We start from the raw sequence: 15,698 nt of genomic DNA, 5'->3' as shown, positions 1-15,698 counted from the left end.
CTCCATGGCCGCGGCCGGGGGACCGCCCATGAACAGTGGCTCGGGGAGGGCCAGGGGGATCGCCGCGTCGACCCACCACAGCGGCTCGGGCGGAGGGTGGAGGACCGGGTTCTTCTTCGTGGCCCTGTCCGAGCGGCCGCTGCGCCAGGCCACCGGCCGCCGCCCGCAGCCAGTGCAGTCCCGGCCCGTGTGCTGCTTTCTTCGCCGGGGCCGGTGCGCCCGGGGTCGAGCTCAGCGCTCAGACGGGCAGGCCCGTCGGTTCCTTGATGCGCTTCATGATGATCTGGGAGTTGACCTCGGTGATGCCGGTGAGGGCCGTCAGTTTCTCGATCCAGAGGCGCTCGTACGCGCGGAGGTCCGCGACCGCGATCCGGAGCAGGCAGCCGGGGCTGCCGAAGAGGCGGTAGGCCTCGATCACGTCCGGGATGTCCTGGAGGGCGGCCTCGAAGGCCTCGACCGCCTCCCGGTCGCGGCGCACCTCGACCGAGACGAGGACCTCGAAGCCCCGGTCGACCGCCTCCGGGGAGATCACCGCTCGGTAGCCCTGGATCACCCCGTCCTGTTCGAGCTGGCGTACGCGACGCATGCAGGGGGAGGGGGTCAAGCCGACGCGCTGGGCCAGCTCCTGGTTGCTGAGCCGGCCGTCGGCCTGCAGCTCGCGCAAGATTTCACGGTCGATCTCATCCATTGCGCAATCATCCCCCATGCTCCAGGGGTTCGCCGGGTGGAAGACGCAATCACATTGCGCTCATATCGCTCTATCATTGCTGCTTTGGGTACGTGTGTGCGACCTGCGTACGAGTGAATGGAAGGGTGGCCATGGGACGGATCGTCGTCATCAGCACCGGCGGCACGATAGCCAGCCGCTGGCAGGGTTCCGGTTTCGCGGCCGACGCCGACGGGCGCGAGGTCATGGCCACCGCGCCGCTGCCCGAGGACATCACCGTCGAGGTGGTGGACCTGTTCAGCGTGAACAGCCCGCGGCTGACCACCGCCCACCAGCTCACCCTGCTGCGCACCGTGCACGAGGTGCTCGCCGATCCGGACGTCGACGGCATCGTCGTCACGCACGGCACGGACACCCTGGAGGAGTCGGCGTTCCTCGTCGACCTGCACCACCACGACCCGCGCACCGTCGTCTTCACCGGCGCGCAGCGCCCGATGGGCACGGCCGACGGGGACGGCCCGGGCAACCTCTACGACGCCCTGCTCACCGCGGCGAACACCCGGGGGCTCGGCGTGCTGATCGCCTTCGGCGGGCGGGTGCACGCGGCCCGCGGCACGGTGAAGACCCAGGCGGTGGCGCTGGACGCGTTCGCCGACCCTTCGAAGGAACTGCTCGGGAAGATCGGCTTCGGCAAGGTCACGATGTTGCGCACCCCGCAGCGCCCGGAGCCGCTGCCGCTGCCGGCGATGCCGGAGGTGCCGCCGCGGGTGGACGTCGTGATGCACCACGCCGACGGGGACCCGGTACTGCTGAACGCCGCGCTCGCGGCGGGGGCCCGGGGCATCGTCCTGATCGGCACCGGCGCGGGGAACGCGACGCCGGAGATCGTGGACGCGGTGGAGGCCGCCGTCGCGCGGGGCGTGCTGGTGGCGCTGACCACGCGGGTCCCGGCCGGCCCGGTCACCGAGATCTACACGCACGGCGGCGCCGTGGACCTGGTCGCCGCGGGCGCCGTCCCCACGGGCACCCTCCGCGCCGGCCAGGCCCGCATCGCGGTCCTCTCGGCCCTGCTGGCCACCACGGACCCGGCGGAGCAGACCCGCGTCCTGGCCCGCGCGCTGGGCACCCAGGACGCGGCCCTGATCGAAGTCTGACCCGCTCCGACCCGCCCCGGACGCCGGGGTACGCGTACGGCCGCACTCCCTGGGGGTGCGGCCGTACGCGTGAGGTTCAGTTGGCGAACGCCGACAGGATGCTGTCCGCCGCCGAGGTGGGGGTGACGGTGCCCGCGCGGACCGCAGCCTCCAGGGACGGGGCCAGGTCGCGTACGGAGGGGTTGGCGCGCAGGCGCTCCAGGAGCTCTTCGCGGACCATCGACCAGGTCCACTCCACCTGCTGGTCGGCCCGCTTCGCGGCCAGCCGGCCGCCCGCGTCCAGCAGCCGGCGGTGCTGCTCCAGGCGGTTCCACACCTCGTCCAGGCCCGCCGACTCCCGCGCGCTGCACGTGAGTACGGGCGGGGTCCAGGCCGCGTCGGCCGGATGCATCAGGCGCAGGGCGCCCGACAGCTCCCGCGCCGCCGCCTTCGCGTCGCGCTCGTGCGGGCCGTCCGCCTTGTTCACCGCCAGGACGTCCGCCAGCTCCAGCACGCCCTTCTTGATGCCCTGCAGCTGATCCCCCGTGCGGGCCAGGGAGAGCAGGAGGAAGGAGTCCACCATGCCGGCGACCGTCGTCTCCGACTGGCCCACGCCGACCGTCTCCACCAGGACCACGTCGTAGCCCGCCGCCTCCATGACGATCATGGATTCCCGGGTGGCCTTCGCGACCCCGCCCAGCGTCCCCGCCGAAGGGGACGGGCGGACGAACGCCGCCGGGTCCACCGCCAGGCGCTCCATCCTCGTCTTGTCGCCCAGGATCGAGCCGCCCGTACGGGTGGAGGAGGGGTCCACCGCCAGGACCGCGACCCGGTGGCCCAGGCCCGTCAGCATCGTGCCGAACGCGTCGATGAACGTGGACTTGCCGACCCCTGGCACGCCGCTGATCCCGATCCGGCGCGCCCGCCCCGTGTGGGGGAGCAGTTCCGTCAACAGCCGCTGCGCCAGGGCGCGGTGAGCGGGCAGGGTGGACTCGACGAGAGTGATGGCGCGCGCGATGAACGCGCGCTTCCCGTCGAGGACTCCCTTCGCGTAGGCCTCGATCTCGATCTTCGGAGGCATCGGCAGCGCCCTACAGCTCGTGGCCCAGATCCGCGGCCAGCCGCGTCACCAGGTCGTGGGCCGCGTCCGGGATCACCGTGCCGGGCGGGAACACCGCCGCCGCGCCCATCTCCAGCAGCGTCGGCACGTCGGCCGGCGGGATCACGCCGCCCACCACGATCATGATGTCCTCGCGCCCCTCCTCCGCCAACTGCTCGCGCAGCGCCGGTACGAGGGTCAGGTGGCCGGCCGCCAGCGACGACACGCCCACCACGTGGACGTCCGCCTCGACGGCCTGGCGGGCCACCTCCGCCGGGGTCTGGAACAGCGGGCCGACGTCCACGTCGAAGCCCAGGTCGGCGAAGGCGGTCGCGATCACCTTCTGGCCGCGGTCGTGCCCGTCCTGGCCCATCTTGGCGACCAGGACACGCGGACGGCGGCCCTCCGCCTCCTCGAACCGGTCGACCAGCGCACGCGTGCGCTCCACGTTCGGGGACTCGCCTGCTTCGGTGCGGTACACACCCGAGATCGTACGGATCTGGCTCGCGTGCCGCCCGTACACCTTCTCCAGTGCGTCCGAGATCTCACCCACGGTCGCCTTGGCGCGCGCCGCGTCCACCGCCAGCGCGAGCAGGTTCCCGTCCGCGCGATCGGCGGCGTTCGTCAGCGCCCGCAGCGCGTCCTGCGTGACCGCCTCGTCGCGCTCCTCGCGCAGCCGCCGCAGCTTCTCGATCTGCTGCGAGCGCACCGAGGAGTTGTCGACCTTGAGCACGTCGATCTGCTCGTCGTTCTCCACCCGGTACTTGTTCACGCCGATCACCGGCTGGCGCCCCGAGTCGATCCGCGCCTGCGTACGGGCCGCGGCCTCCTCCACGCGCAGCTTCGGGATGCCCGCGTCGATGGCCTGCGCCATGCCGCCGGCCGCCTCGACCTCCTGGATGTGCTGCCAGGCACGGCGCGCCAGGTCGTACGTCAGCTTCTCGACGTACGCGCTGCCGCCCCACGGGTCGATCGAGCGGCAGGTCCCCGACTCCTGCTGAAGCAGCAGCTGGGTGTTGCGGGCGATGCGCGCCGAGAAGTCCGTCGGCAGCGCGAGCGCCTCGTCGAGGGCGTTGGTGTGCAGCGACTGGGTGTGCCCCTGGGTCGCCGCCATCGCCTCGATGCACGTACGCGTGACGTTGTTGAACACGTCCTGTGCCGTCAGCGACCAGCCCGAGGTCTGCGAATGCGTGCGCAGCGAGAGCGACTTCGCGTTCTTCGGGTCGAACTGCTTGACGAGGCGCGCCCACAGCAGGCGGGCGGCGCGCAGCTTCGCGACCTCCATGAAGAAGTTCATGCCGATCGCCCAGAAGAACGACAGGCGCGGCGCGAACGCGTCCACGTCCAGCCCGGCGCCCTGACCTGCGCGCAGGTACTCCACGCCGTCGGCGAGCGTGTACGCGAGCTCCAGGTCGGCCGTGGCCCCGGCCTCCTGGATGTGGTAGCCGGAGATCGAGATGGAGTTGTACCGCGGCATCTTCTGCGAGGTGAACGAGAAGATGTCGGAGATGATCCGCATCGAGGGCTTGGGCGGATAGATGTAGGTGTTGCGGACCATGAACTCTTTGAGGATGTCGTTCTGGATGGTCCCGGCGAGCTTGTCGGGCGAGACGCCCTGCTCCTCCGCCGCCACGATGTAGAGGGCGAGGATCGGCAGCACCGCGCCGTTCATCGTCATCGACACCGTCATCTTGTCCAGCGGAATGCCGTCGAACAGCTGCCGCATGTCGTAGATCGAGTCGATCGCGACGCCCGCCATGCCGACGTCGCCCGTGACGCGCGGGTGGTCGCTGTCGTAGCCGCGGTGCGTGGGCAGGTCGAAGGCGATCGACAGGCCCTTCTGGCCTGCCGCGAGGTTGCGCCGGTAGAAGGCGTTCGACTCCTCGGCCGTGGAGAAGCCCGCGTACTGCCGGATCGTCCAGGGCTGGTTGACGTACATGGTCGGGTACGGGCCGCGCAGGTACGGGGCCACGCCCGGGTAGGTCCGGAGGAAGTCCAGCCCCTCCAGGTCCCGGCCCGTGTACAGCGGCTTCACCCCGATGCCCTCGGGGGTCTCCCACAGCAGGTCGCCGGCGGCGGTCCCGGTGGACTCCTTCACCGCCGCGCGCCACTGGTCCTCGGACCCGGCCGCGGCGGCGCCGCCGCCCAGCGCGAGTTCGGAGAAATCGGGGATGCTCACAGGGAGACTCCCATCCGGTCGAGTACGGAGGACAGCACGGCGACCGCGTCGCAGCCCGCGAAGACGTACTCGTCCACGGCGCCGGCCGAGGTGCCGGGCTTGCCCGCGAGGAACACGGTCGTCGCGCCGGCCGCGCGCAGGGCCGCGGCCACCGCCTCGGCCTGCTCCTCGTACAGCGGGTCGCTGGAGCACAGCACGGCCATGCCGTCCGCGCCGCTCGCGGCGTAGGCCTCGGCGGCCGTCGCCGGGTCGACCGACACCGGGTCGTGGACCGGTGTGATGCCGCCCGCCTGGAACAGGTTCGCGGCGAAGGTGGCGCGCGCGGTGTGCGCCGCCGCGGGTCCCAGCGCGGCGAGGAAGATCCGCGGACGGTTCCCCGTCGCGGCCAGGTGCGCGTCGCTGCGGGCGCGCAGCGCCTCGTACGCCTCGTCGCGCCGTACGCGCGGCAGCCCGCCCGTGGGGCCCGCCGGGGCGGGCTCGCGGTCGAGGGGCTTCTCCGAGAGCAGCGGGAACTCGCTGACTCCCGTGATGGGTTCACGGCGCTTGGCGAGCCTCTTGGAGCGCTCGGCCCAGGTGGCGGCCAGCCGGTCGGCGACCAGTCCGGAGCGCAGGGCGGCGGCCAGGCCGCCGGCCTTCTCGATCGTCTGGAAGAACTCCCAGCCGGCGTGCGCGAGTTCGTCGGTGAGCTGCTCCACGTAGTACGAGCCGCCGGCCGGGTCGATGACGCGGGCCAGGTGCGACTCCTCCAGCAGGATGGTGGAGGTGTTGCGGGCGATGCGGCGCGCGAAGGCGTCCGGAAGGCCCAGCTCGTGGTCGAAGGGGAGCACGGTGACCGAGTCGGCCCCGCCGACGCCCGCCGCCATGCAGGCGACGGTGGTGCGCAGCATGTTCACCCACGGATCGCGGCGGGTCATCATCACGGGCGAGGTGACGGCGTGCTGGCGCTGGGCGCCCGCGTCGGGGGCCCCGCAGGCCTCGGCGACGCGGGCCCACAGGCGGCGCGCGGCCCGGAACTTCGCGATGGTGAGGAACTGGTCGGCGGTCGCCGCGTAGCGGAACTCCAGCTGGCCGAGGGCGGCGTCCACGGCCAGGGCTCCGGTGGCGGGGGCGCCGTCCGCGGGGGCGCCCTCCGTCAGAGCGCGCAGGTACGCGACCCCGGTGGCCAGCGACAGGCCGAGCTCCTCGGCGGCCGAGCCGCCGGCCTCGTGGTACGGCAGCGCATCGACGAGGAGGGCGCGGACGCCGGGCCAGTGCGCTACGGCCTCCCGGGCGAGGCCTACGGCGTCGGTGAGGTCCAGGACCTCGCCCGTACGGGCCTCATGGCCGAGGGGGTCGGCGCCGAGGCTCGCCCGGGCGGCCTCGGGGGCCACCTGCCGCTCGGCGTACAGGCGCAGCAAGGCGCGGGCGGCGTCGGCGTATTCGGCTCCGGCGTCGAGGGAGACGGGAGCCAGGTCGAGGTAGACGCCGTCGAGGGCGCGGGGGAGCGCGTCCACGGGGAGCCCGCCGGGGCCGCCGCCCAGGGAAAGCCAGAGGGAGGTGACCCCGTTCTCCAGGTCGGTGAGAACGGCCTCGTTCACCCGTACGGGGTCATTTCCGACGTACCGCTGACGTACGCCCCAGCCGGCGGCGGCACCGCCGGCGGGGCTGCCGCCCCGTATGAACGGTGCGAAACCGGGGAACCCGGTCTCTTCGGCCGTTTCGGGCGCGGTGTACAGCGGGCGGGTGGTGAGCCCGTCTTCGAGCTTCGTGGACAACGCGTCTTCTGCGGCTTCGCCGGATACGTCCTTGCCGGACTTGCGTAGAACGCCCTCTACCAGGCGCTGCCACTGCTCATGCGTCGCGTCAGGGAACTCGGCGGCCAAGGAGAGCCCGTCATCAGGCAGGACCGTCATGGCTCGAATGCTAGGGGGGTGGCCTTGTGAACGACTATAACCACCGGATGTGATCTCCCCCTCTCATGTGAGAGGGGTCGGGTCACGAAAGAGCGTCCCGGGCGGCGGCTCAGTGTTCGGCTGGGGGAGGCCGGCGGACTCCGCTACCGCGGCTGCCCGGCGGGGCCGAGCCGCCCCCGACCCCTGCGGGTGACTTCGGCCCCCAGGCGTGCGGTCGGGCGGGTGCGTGGCGGTCGCGTTGCGGGGGCGTGAAATCCGGCCACTGCTTTCGGCCGTTCCGAGGGCGATGGGTGGTGCCTGCAGGTACGGGTGAAATACCAGGTCAGAGGCTGCGTGACGGAGTGGGCGGGGGATCCCGGCAGGGTTTGTTTCGGCGTGTCGGGCGGGTCTTGACCCGTCCCGCAGTCGCTGCCAGGCTCCGAGCCATGTCCGCGTTCGAGCTTCTCGCCCCGCGGTTCCACACCCCCGGCTCCTGTACCGCGCCGGGTGCGTGTCCGAGCCGCTGTCAGGCCCCGCGCCGCGCCTGAGCGCCGCCCCGGGTCCTGCCCGATGACCGTTCGGCCTCCCGCCGGACCGGCCGTCGGTCCCACTCCGACCCGGCACGGCCCGGCTCCCGGCCGGCTCCTCCGCGGCCGGCCGGCCAGACCCCGGCCGTCCGCCTGCCCGGCCGGCCAGACCCCGGCCGTCCGCCTGCCCGGCCCGGCCGACCGGCCCGAACCCCGCTCGGCCTCCGGCCCACCAGCCTCCGGCCGCCTGACCCGAGGCCGACCCGGCCCCGGGCCGACCCGATGCGCGGCCCACGGCGGCCGTCTCGCGGTCACACGCCCAGCACCTCCCCGTCCCGCGGACCGTCGGCAAGCCCTGCCCGCAGGCCGGATCTTCCCCTCCGGCCGGCGCCCCGTACCCGTTCCGCGCCCCGGCGCGGCCCCGCGGCCGTCCGCTGCCAAAACCGACCCGAAGGAGTTCCCATGAGCACCGCCACCCGCACCCAGCAGCCCGTCGTCACCCGGATCGGCGGCCGGATCGGCGCCGAGATCGGGGGTGTGCGGCTGGGGGGCGGGCTTCCGGACGAGGTCGTCGCCGAGGTCCGGGCCGCCCTCCTCGCCCACAAGGTCGTCTTCTTCCGCGACCAGGACCACCTCGACGAGGCCGGCCACGAAGCCTTCGCCGGCCTGCTCGGCACGCCCGTCGCCCACCCCACCGTGCCCTCCGCCGACGGCCGTTACGCCCTCGGCATCGACTCCCACCACGGCGCCCGCGCCAACCAGTGGCACACCGACGTCACCTTCGTCCCCGCCTACCCCGCCTTCTCCATCCTGCGCGCCGTCACCGTCCCCCCGTACGGCGGCAACACCCTCTGGGCCAACACCGCCGCCGCGTACGCCCACCTCCCCGAACCGCTCCGCGTCCTCGCCGACGGCCTGCGCGCCGTTCACACCAACGAGTACGACTACGCCGCCCTCAAGCCCGACGCGCTCCCCGAGGCCCTCGCCCAGTACCGCGAGGTGTTCACCTCCACGAAGTTCCGCACCGAGCACCCCGTCGTCCGGGTCCACCCCGAGACCGGCGAACGCACCCTGCTCCTCGGCAACTTCGTCCAGCGGATCGAGGGCCTGACCGGTCAGGACTCCCGGGCGCTGGTCGACCTCTTCCAGTCGCACATCGAGCGTCCCGAGAACACCGTCCGCTGGCAGTGGCGAGCCGGCGACGTCGCGATCTGGGACAACCGGGCCACCCAGCACTACGGCGTCGACGACTCCGACGACCACGAGCGCACCCTGCGCCGCGTGACGGTCGACGGCGACGTACCCGTCGGCCCGGACGGGGTGCCGTCGCGCCTGATCAGCCCGGAGACCGTCCCCGACCCGTCCTTCGGCATCCCCTCGGGCGCGTCCGCCACCGCCTGACCCCGACCCGCCTGCCCCGCCCGTACGACGCCCCAGGAGGCACCGTGCCCACCCTGCTCGCCCTCACCGGCAGCCCCTCCCCGCACTCCCGTACCGCCGTCGTCGCCGACCACGTGCTGCGCCGGCTCGCCCACGCCGGGTTCGGCACCGCCCACATCGCCGTACGGGAGCTCCCCGCCGCCGACCTCCTCTCGGCCCGCCGCGGCGAGCCCGAGATCCGCCGGGCCCTGGAAGCCGTCGCGGAGGCCGACGGGATCATCGTCGCGACCCCGGTCTACAAGGCCTCGTACACCGGCCTCCTCAAGGCCTTCCTCGACCTGCTCCCGCAGGACGGGCTGGCCGGGAAGACGGTGCTGCCGATCGCCACGGGCGGCAGCCTCGCCCACGTACTGACCCTCGACTACGCCCTGCGCCCGGTGCTCGCCGCGCTCGGAGCCCGGCACGTCACCGCCGGCCGGTTCGTCCTGGACTCCTCCGTGGAGCGCGGGGCCGGCCCCGACCGGCTGCGGCCCGAGGCGGAGCTGGACCTCTTCCAGGCCGTCGACGAGTTCGCCGACGCACTGAACGCCCAAGCCCCCGCCGCCGCCCCCTTCGCGACGACCGCCCCGTAGCGGCCCCGAAACCCCCGATTCCCGACAAGGACGCCCCATGCCCGCAGCCCTCACCTCCACCTCCACCTCCCGACGCCAGTTCCTCGCCCTGCTCGGCATCTCGGCGGCCGCGGTGAGCTGCGGCACGGCCACCGCCTCCGGCGGATCCGGCAAGCAGGTCACGTCCCTCAAGTACCAGGGCGCCGTCGGCGCCGTCCTGCTCCCCGAACTGGCCGCGGACCTCGGCTACCTGGGAGGCCTGACCCTCGACTGGGTCGGCAACACCATCAGCGGACCCCAGGACATCCAGTCCGCGGCCACCGGCCAGACCCACTTCGGCGGAGCCTTCAACGGAGCCATCGTCAAACTCGCCGCGAGCAAGGCCCAGATCCAGTCCGTCATCTCCTACTACGGCTCCGACCAGGACACCTACCTCGGCTACTACGTCCTGGAGGACAGCCCGATCCGCTCGCCCCGCGACCTGATCGGCAAGAAGGTCGGCATGAACACCCTGGGCGCCCACGCCCAGGCCCTGCTGGACATCTACCTGGAGCGCAACGGCCTCTCCAAGGCCGACGCCGCGAAGGTCGAGTCCCTCGTCGTCCCGCCCGTCAACACCGAACAGGCGCTGCGCCAGAAGCAGATCGAGGTCGGGGTGCTCAGCGGCGTCCTGCGGGACAAGGCCCTCGCCACCGGCGGCATCCGCCCGCTGTTCAAGGACTTCGAGCTGCTGGGCGCCTTCAGCGCCGGGTCGTACGTGATGACCCGGCGGTTCATCAAGGAGAACCCCGACACCGTGCGGACCTTCACGACCGGCGTCGCCAAGGCCATCGAATGGTCCCGGACCACCCCGCGCGAGGAGGTCATCGCCCGGATGACCGAGATCGTCAAGAAGCGCGGCCGCAACGAGGACACCTCCACTCTCCGGTACTGGCGCTCGTTCGGGGTGGCCGAGACCGGCGGCCGGATCGCCGACAAGGAGTTCCAGCTGTGGATCGACTGGCTCGGTGAGCGCGGCGAGGTCAAGAAGGGCCAGCTGAACGCCGCCGACCTGTACACGAACGAGTTCAACGACCAGGGGAAGGGCTGAGCGCCATGGCGAAGATCGTGTTCGAGGCCGTGACGAAGACCTTCCCGAGGAAGCAGGCCAAGGCCAGGAGGGCCGGGGCCGGCGCCGACGGCGGCAGCTTCACCGCCCTCGACGGCGTGGACCTGGAGATCGGGGCCGGGGAGTTCGTGGTGGTCGTCGGCCCCAGCGGCTGCGGCAAGTCCACCCTCCTCGACCTGCTGGGCGGCCTGACCCGGCCCACCTCCGGCCGGATCCTGCTCGACGGCGAGCCGGTCACCGGACCCGGCCTGGACCGGGGCATCGTCTTCCAGCAGTACGCCCTGCTGCCCTGGCGCACCGCGCTCGGCAACATCGAGTTCGGGCTGGAGGCAACCGGCGTCCCCCGCCGCGAACGCGCGGAACGGGCCCGGGAGTTCCTGGACCTCGTCGGCCTCACCGGCTTCGAGGACCGCCACCCGCACGAGCTGTCCGGAGGGATGCGCCAGCGCGTGGCCATCGCCCGGTCCCTGGCCTACGACCCGGACGTCCTGCTGATGGACGAGCCGTTCGCCGCGCTCGACGCGCAGACCCGTGAGTCCCTCCAGGACGAGCTGCGCCGCATCTGGCAGCGCACCGGCAAGACCGTCGTGTTCATCACGCACGGGATCGAGGAGGCCGTGTACCTCGGGCAGCGGGTGGCCGTGATGACCTCCCGCCCCGGCCGGATCAAGGAGGCCGTCCCCGTCTCCTTCGGCGACCGGGCCACCGGCGCCGGCGGGGAGGAGCTGCGCTCCAGCCCGGAATTCGCCCGCTACCGCCACGAGATCTGGACCCTGCTCCACGACGAGGTGGCCCGCGCCCAGCAACTGGAGAAGGAGGAGGCCACCGTATGAGCACCGGAACCGATACGAAGAGCACCGCGGCCGAGGCGGGTCCCGAGAGCGGGGCGCACACCCGCGCGCCCGCGCCCGTACGGGAACCCGCGCCGGCAAGGGAACCGGCAGCGGCAGGCGAACCGGCAGCGGTACGCGAACCCGCGCCGGTACGCGAACCCGCGCCGGTACGCGAACCCGCGCCGGTACGCGAACCCGCGCCGGTACGCGAACCCGCGCTGGTACGGGATCCCGCCCCCGCCCCGTCCGCCCCCGCCCCGGCTCCGGCTGCACCGGCCGCATTGCGCGCCGTCGCCCGGTGGCTGCGCGCGGCGGCGCTCCGCTCGGCGGCGATCGTCGCCCTGCTCGCGCTCTGGGAGGCGGCGCCCCGGCTCGGCCTGGTGGACCCCACCTTCCTCCCGCCGGTCAGCGAGGTCGCGGCGGCCTGGTGGGAACTGGCGGGCAACGGCCAGCTCGCCGAGCACACGCAGGCCAGCCTGGTCCGCTCCTTCGGCGGCTTCGGCATCGCCGTCGTCGTCGCGGTCCCGCTCGGCCTGCTGATCGGCTGGTACCGCCCCGTCGCGGTGCTGCTCGGCCCGCTGCTGGAGGTGTTCCGCAACACCGCGGCCCTCGCGCTGCTGCCGGTGTTCGTGCTGCTGCTCGGCATCGGCGAGACCTCGAAGGTGTCCATCGTCGTCTACGCCTGCGTCTGGCCGATCCTGCTGAACACCATCAGCGCCGTCGGCAACGCCGATCCGACCCTGGTCCGACTCGCCCGGTCCATGGACCTGTCCACGCCGAGGCTGTTCCAGAAGGTGATCCTGCCGGCCTCCGTACCGGCCGTCTTCACCGGCATCCGGCTGGCCGGGGCCGTCTCGATCCTCGTCCTCGTGGCCGCCGAGATGATCGGCGCCAAGGCGGGTCTCGGCTACCTGATCAACGCCTCGCAGTTCAACTTCGCGATCCCGGAGATGTACGCGGGCATCGTCACCATCTCGGCCATCGGCGTCGCCTTCAACCAGCTCCTCGTCACCGTCGAACGCCGTCTCAGCCTCTGGCGCGTCCCCGCCTGACACCCGTCTCTCCCACCCCGAGGAACACCACCATGACCGCACGCCGGACCCTCCACCTGAACGCGTTCCTCATGAACGCCGGGCACCACGACGCCGCCTGGCGCCATCCCGACAGCAGTCCCGAGCGGGTCACCGACCTGCGGTACTTCCAGGAGCTGGCGCAGACCGCCGAGCGGGGGCTGCTCGACTCGATCTTCTTCGCGGACGGGCTCGCCCTCTGGGGCAAGGCCCGCTACAACGCCCTCGGCGGGTTCGAGCCGCTCACCCTGCTCTCCGCCATCGCCGCCGTCACCGAGCACATCGGGCTCATCGCCACCGTCTCCACCACCTTCAACGAGCCGTTCCACCTCGCCCGCAAGTTCGCCTCCCTCGACCACATCAGCAACGGCCGCGCCGGCTGGAACATCGTCACCTCGGGCACCGTCGACGAGGCCCGCAACTTCGGCCAGGACGAGCACCTCGAACACGGCCTCCGCTACGACCGCGCCCGGGAGTTCCTCGACGTCGCCACCAAGCTCTGGGACAGCTGGGAGGACGACGCGGTCGTCCTCGACAGGGAGCGCGGCATCTACGCCGACACCGACAAGCTCCACCCCGCCGCCCACCGCGGTACGTACTTCGGCGTCGCCGGCCCGCTCAACGTGCCCCGCTCCCCGCAGGGCCACCCGCTGCTCGTGCAGGCGGGCTCCTCCGAGGACGGCAAGGAGTTCGCCGCGCAGTACGCCGAGGCCGTCTTCACCGCCCAGCAGACCCTCGCCGACGGTCAGACCTTCTACAAGGACCTCAAGTCGCGCCTGGCGAAGTACGGCCGGGCCGAATCCGACCTGCTCGTCCTGCCCGGCATCGCCCCCGTCATCGGCTCCACCGAGGCCGAGGCCAAGGCCCTGGAGCAGCAGCTCACCGACCTCCAGGTGCCGGAGTACGGGCTCGCCCAGCTCTCCGGCATGCTCGGCACAGACCTGACGGGCCTGCCCCTCGACGGCCCGCTGCCCGAGCTTCCCGAGGAGCGGGACATCAACGGCAACAAGAGCCGCTTCACCCTCGTCGCCGAACTGGCCCGCCGCGACGGCCTCAGCCTGCGCGACCTGATCGCCCGCCTCGGCGCCGGCCGCGGCCACCGCGTCTTCGCCGGCACGCCCGAGCAGATCGCCGACCAGCTGGAGGAGTGGTTCACCCAGGGCGCCGCCGACGGGTTCAACGTCATGGCGCCCGTGCTGCCGACCGGCCTCACCGACTTCGTCGACCACGTCGTGCCGATCCTCCAGCGGCGCGGCCTGTTCCGTACCGAGTACACGGGAGCGACCCTGCGCGAGAACTACGGCCTCGCGCGCCCGGCGAACCGGTACGCGCAGGCCGCAACGGCCACCGCCGCCGGCTGAGTCCGCGGGCCGCCGGAGCCCCGTGCTCCGGCGGCTGCCGCGTGCCGTCAGACGGTGAGGACGATCTTGCCGCGGGTGCGGCCCGCCGCGCTGAGCTCCCAGGCCTTCGCGGCCTCGGCGAGCGGCAGCGCGTGCTCCACGTTGACCGTGAGCTTGCCCGCGTCGGCGAGCTCCGCCAGGAATGCCAGGTCGGCCGAGTCCGGGCGCACCCACAGCTGGTGCGCGCCCTTGGCGGCGGCCTCGTAGTCGGCGATGGAGACCACCCGGTCGCGTTCCTTGACGAGCGACTGGAGGATGTCGACGGCGCCGTCCCCGAAGAAGTCCAGCCCGGCGTCGATGCCTTCGGGGGCGAGCGCGCGGATCCGGTCCGCCAGGCCCTCCCCGTACAGGACGGGTTCGGCGCCGAGCGAGCGCAGGTAGTCGTGGTTGTGCGCGCCGGCCGTGCCGATGACGCGCAGGCCGAGCGCGACGGCGATCTGCACGCCGAAGGAGCCGGTGCCGCCCGCCGCGGAGTGGATGACGACGGTCTCGCCGGCCTTGAGGCCCGCGCGGGTGAGGGACTGGTAGGCGGTGAGGCCGGCCAGCGGGAGGCCCGCGGCCTGCTCGAAGGTCAGGGCGGCGGGCTTGCGGGCCAGGGTCCGCACGGGGGCCGAGACGAGTTCGGCGTAGGTGCCGAGCTCGACCCACTCCTTGCGGACGTACCCGTACACCTCGTCGCCGACGGCGTGGTCGAAGGTGTCGGGGCCCACGGCCTCGACGACTCCGGCCACGTCCCAGCCGGGTATGACGGGGTGGCGGACTTCGAGGATGGGGTCGAGGTATCCGGCGGCGAGTTTCCAGTCGACCGGGTTGACACCGGCGGCCTTGACCCGGACCAGCACCTCGCCCGGGCCGACCTTGGGCGGCGCTACGTCAACGAGCTTGAGGTTCTGGGAAGTTCCGTATGCGTCGTACGTGATTGCCTTCATGATCGTCCCCAACGGGACCACCGGGGGAGCTATTCCCGTACGAACCCTCACGCGGGCAGGCTGTTGCGGTGCGAGCGCCGCCGGGCCGCGCTGAACAGGGCCTGGATCTGCACCCCGGACTGCTCGGCGTCCTCCAGCGGAGAGGGGAACGGCAGCCGTACGTCGCGGTGGCCGCGGTGCAGCTCCAGACGCAGGGTGATCCCGTACCGGTCCACGGCGAGCGGCAGTACGCGGACGATCGCGGCGGCGGGCAGCGGCCGGACCAGGCGCAGGAGGAGCGTGACGAGCCCGGCGTGGTCGTCGAAGAGGTGCGTGAGCATGCCGGCCTCGAACGGAGCGAGGGGGTCGGGGCGGGCCGCGTCGAGCTCTTCGAGGCCGACGCAGGTGCGGCCCTCGCCGGTCTCCAGGACGGCCCGGCCGAACTCCACGCAGGTGGAGTCGGAGCCTTCGTCCGTGTAGGGCGTCAGCAGGCGGCCGGTGATCGTGACGCGGGCGCGCACCCGGTCCCGTACGGGGGTGGGGGCGATGTCCGTGAACTCCAGCCGGATGGACGGCCGGTACCCGGATTCGCCGCCGGGCTCGGCGGGGTGCAGGTGCAGCCGGCCCATCGGGTCCGAGCCGTCGAGGTGGCGGACCTCGCTGCTGAGCCCGTCGGTGACCACGGTCATGGAGTGGGCGGCGGCCAGGACGGACCGTACCCGCTCGGCATCGGCGGGCCGGCCGGCGGCCGGGGTGGCGGGGGCGGCACCGGGCATGCGCATGCGGGATCTCTCCATCGTCCTGGGCGGGTACTTAGGTTTGCCTAACCTAACCTATTCGCTTCTGTGGCGGCAGCCCGTGTCGCTCGTGTCGTTGTTGGGCTGAACGGGTGAAACACGAGAGGATGGGGGG

At 72.7% G+C, this 15,698-nt stretch carries 13 protein-coding genes; 7 read left to right on the top strand and 6 right to left on the bottom strand.

The features are described 5' to 3' along the window. Positions 1–238: 238 nt before the first annotated feature. Positions 239–688: an Lrp/AsnC family transcriptional regulator gene (locus ACIBAD_RS14105; RefSeq protein WP_134070459.1), complete on the bottom strand. Its 450-nt coding sequence runs from the start codon at positions 686–688 to the stop codon at positions 239–241. Between the two features lie 131 nt (positions 689–819). Here ACIBAD_RS14105 and ACIBAD_RS14100 point away from each other — a divergent pair, with 131 nt between their 5' ends. Further along, positions 820–1,821 (top strand): asparaginase, encoded by a 1,002-nt coding sequence (locus ACIBAD_RS14100; protein WP_134070457.1) that lies wholly within the window; start codon positions 820–822, stop codon positions 1,819–1,821. Between the two features lie 76 nt (positions 1,822–1,897). Here ACIBAD_RS14100 and meaB read toward each other — a convergent pair whose 3' ends face one another. From meaB to ACIBAD_RS14085, 3 genes are read right to left on the bottom strand one after another with little or no spacing between them, the layout of a single operon-like run. Then, positions 1,898–2,881, bottom strand: a complete 984-nt coding sequence (gene meaB, locus ACIBAD_RS14095; protein WP_134070455.1) for a methylmalonyl Co-A mutase-associated GTPase MeaB — start codon at positions 2,879–2,881, stop codon at positions 1,898–1,900. 10 nt (positions 2,882–2,891) lie between these two features. Next, positions 2,892–5,078: a methylmalonyl-CoA mutase gene (gene scpA / locus ACIBAD_RS14090; protein WP_398906663.1), complete on the bottom strand. Its 2,187-nt coding sequence runs from the start codon at positions 5,076–5,078 to the stop codon at positions 2,892–2,894. Then, positions 5,075–6,970: a methylmalonyl-CoA mutase family protein gene (locus tag ACIBAD_RS14085; protein ID WP_398906661.1), complete on the bottom strand. Its 1,896-nt coding sequence runs from the start codon at positions 6,968–6,970 to the stop codon at positions 5,075–5,077. The genes scpA and ACIBAD_RS14085 overlap by 4 nt, the downstream gene beginning before the upstream one ends. A 968-nt stretch (positions 6,971–7,938) precedes the next feature. Here ACIBAD_RS14085 and ACIBAD_RS14080 point away from each other — a divergent pair. From ACIBAD_RS14080 to ACIBAD_RS14055, 6 genes are read left to right on the top strand one after another with little or no spacing between them, the layout of a single operon-like run. Continuing rightward, positions 7,939–8,877 (top strand): TauD/TfdA dioxygenase family protein, encoded by a 939-nt coding sequence (locus ACIBAD_RS14080; protein WP_398906659.1) that lies wholly within the window; start codon positions 7,939–7,941, stop codon positions 8,875–8,877. A gap of 44 nt (positions 8,878–8,921) precedes the next feature. After that, entirely contained in the window at positions 8,922–9,488 is a 567-nt protein-coding gene (gene ssuE / locus ACIBAD_RS14075) for an NADPH-dependent FMN reductase (protein ID WP_134070451.1), read from the top strand. A 37-nt stretch (positions 9,489–9,525) separates the two neighbouring features. Then, on the top strand, positions 9,526–10,557 hold the full coding sequence (locus tag ACIBAD_RS14070; protein ID WP_398906656.1) for an ABC transporter substrate-binding protein: 1,032 nt from the start codon (positions 9,526–9,528) through the stop codon (positions 10,555–10,557). A gap of 5 nt (positions 10,558–10,562) precedes the next feature. After that, positions 10,563–11,408, top strand: a complete 846-nt coding sequence (locus tag ACIBAD_RS14065) for an ABC transporter ATP-binding protein (protein ID WP_398906654.1) — start codon at positions 10,563–10,565, stop codon at positions 11,406–11,408. Further along, positions 11,405–12,460 carry an ABC transporter permease gene (locus ACIBAD_RS14060; RefSeq protein WP_398906652.1) on the top strand — a complete coding sequence of 352 codons (1,056 nt, stop codon included), beginning with the start codon at positions 11,405–11,407 and terminating at the stop codon, positions 12,458–12,460. Before ACIBAD_RS14065 ends, ACIBAD_RS14060 begins: the two co-directional genes overlap by 4 nt. Positions 12,461–12,492: 32 nt before the next feature. Further along, positions 12,493–13,839, top strand: coding sequence for an LLM class flavin-dependent oxidoreductase (locus ACIBAD_RS14055; protein ID WP_134070444.1), 1,347 nt, complete (start codon positions 12,493–12,495; stop codon positions 13,837–13,839). Between the two features lie 47 nt (positions 13,840–13,886). Here ACIBAD_RS14055 and ACIBAD_RS14050 read toward each other — a convergent pair whose 3' ends face one another. After that, positions 13,887–14,807 (bottom strand): NADP-dependent oxidoreductase, encoded by a 921-nt coding sequence (locus ACIBAD_RS14050; RefSeq protein WP_134070442.1) that lies wholly within the window; start codon positions 14,805–14,807, stop codon positions 13,887–13,889. A gap of 47 nt (positions 14,808–14,854) precedes the next feature. Continuing rightward, complete coding sequence (locus ACIBAD_RS14045) at positions 14,855–15,568, bottom strand: DUF2470 domain-containing protein (RefSeq protein WP_398906649.1); 714 nt, start codon at positions 15,566–15,568, stop codon at positions 14,855–14,857. Positions 15,569–15,698: the final 130 nt, after the last annotated feature.

The organism is Streptomyces sp. NPDC051109, from assembly GCF_044455885.1.
In the GTDB taxonomy this organism is placed as follows: Bacteria; Actinomycetota; Actinomycetes; order Streptomycetales; family Streptomycetaceae; genus Streptomyces.
The sequence above is the reverse complement of the archived record's forward strand: the minus strand, read 5'-3'. Positions and strand labels throughout refer to the sequence as shown.

Bases quoted from the DNA above. Each gene is read 5' to 3' on its own strand.
- ACIBAD_RS14105 (WP_134070459.1), bottom strand. From the start codon at position 688: ATGGATGAGATCGACCGTGAAATCTTGCGCGAGCTGCAGGCCGACGGC.
- ACIBAD_RS14100 (WP_134070457.1), top strand. From the start codon at position 820: ATGGGACGGATCGTCGTCATCAGCACCGGCGGCACGATAGCCAGCCGC.
- meaB (WP_134070455.1), bottom strand. From the start codon at position 2,881: ATGCCTCCGAAGATCGAGATCGAGGCCTACGCGAAGGGAGTCCTCGAC.
- ACIBAD_RS14085 (WP_398906661.1), bottom strand. From the start codon at position 6,970: ATGACGGTCCTGCCTGATGACGGGCTCTCCTTGGCCGCCGAGTTCCCT.
- ACIBAD_RS14080 (WP_398906659.1), top strand. From the start codon at position 7,939: ATGAGCACCGCCACCCGCACCCAGCAGCCCGTCGTCACCCGGATCGGC.
- ACIBAD_RS14070 (WP_398906656.1), top strand. From the start codon at position 9,526: ATGCCCGCAGCCCTCACCTCCACCTCCACCTCCCGACGCCAGTTCCTC.
- ACIBAD_RS14065 (WP_398906654.1), top strand. From the start codon at position 10,563: ATGGCGAAGATCGTGTTCGAGGCCGTGACGAAGACCTTCCCGAGGAAG.
- ACIBAD_RS14060 (WP_398906652.1), top strand. From the start codon at position 11,405: ATGAGCACCGGAACCGATACGAAGAGCACCGCGGCCGAGGCGGGTCCC.
- ACIBAD_RS14055 (WP_134070444.1), top strand. From the start codon at position 12,493: ATGACCGCACGCCGGACCCTCCACCTGAACGCGTTCCTCATGAACGCC.
- ACIBAD_RS14050 (WP_134070442.1), bottom strand. From the start codon at position 14,807: ATGAAGGCAATCACGTACGACGCATACGGAACTTCCCAGAACCTCAAG.
- ACIBAD_RS14045 (WP_398906649.1), bottom strand. From the start codon at position 15,568: ATGCGCATGCCCGGTGCCGCCCCCGCCACCCCGGCCGCCGGCCGGCCC.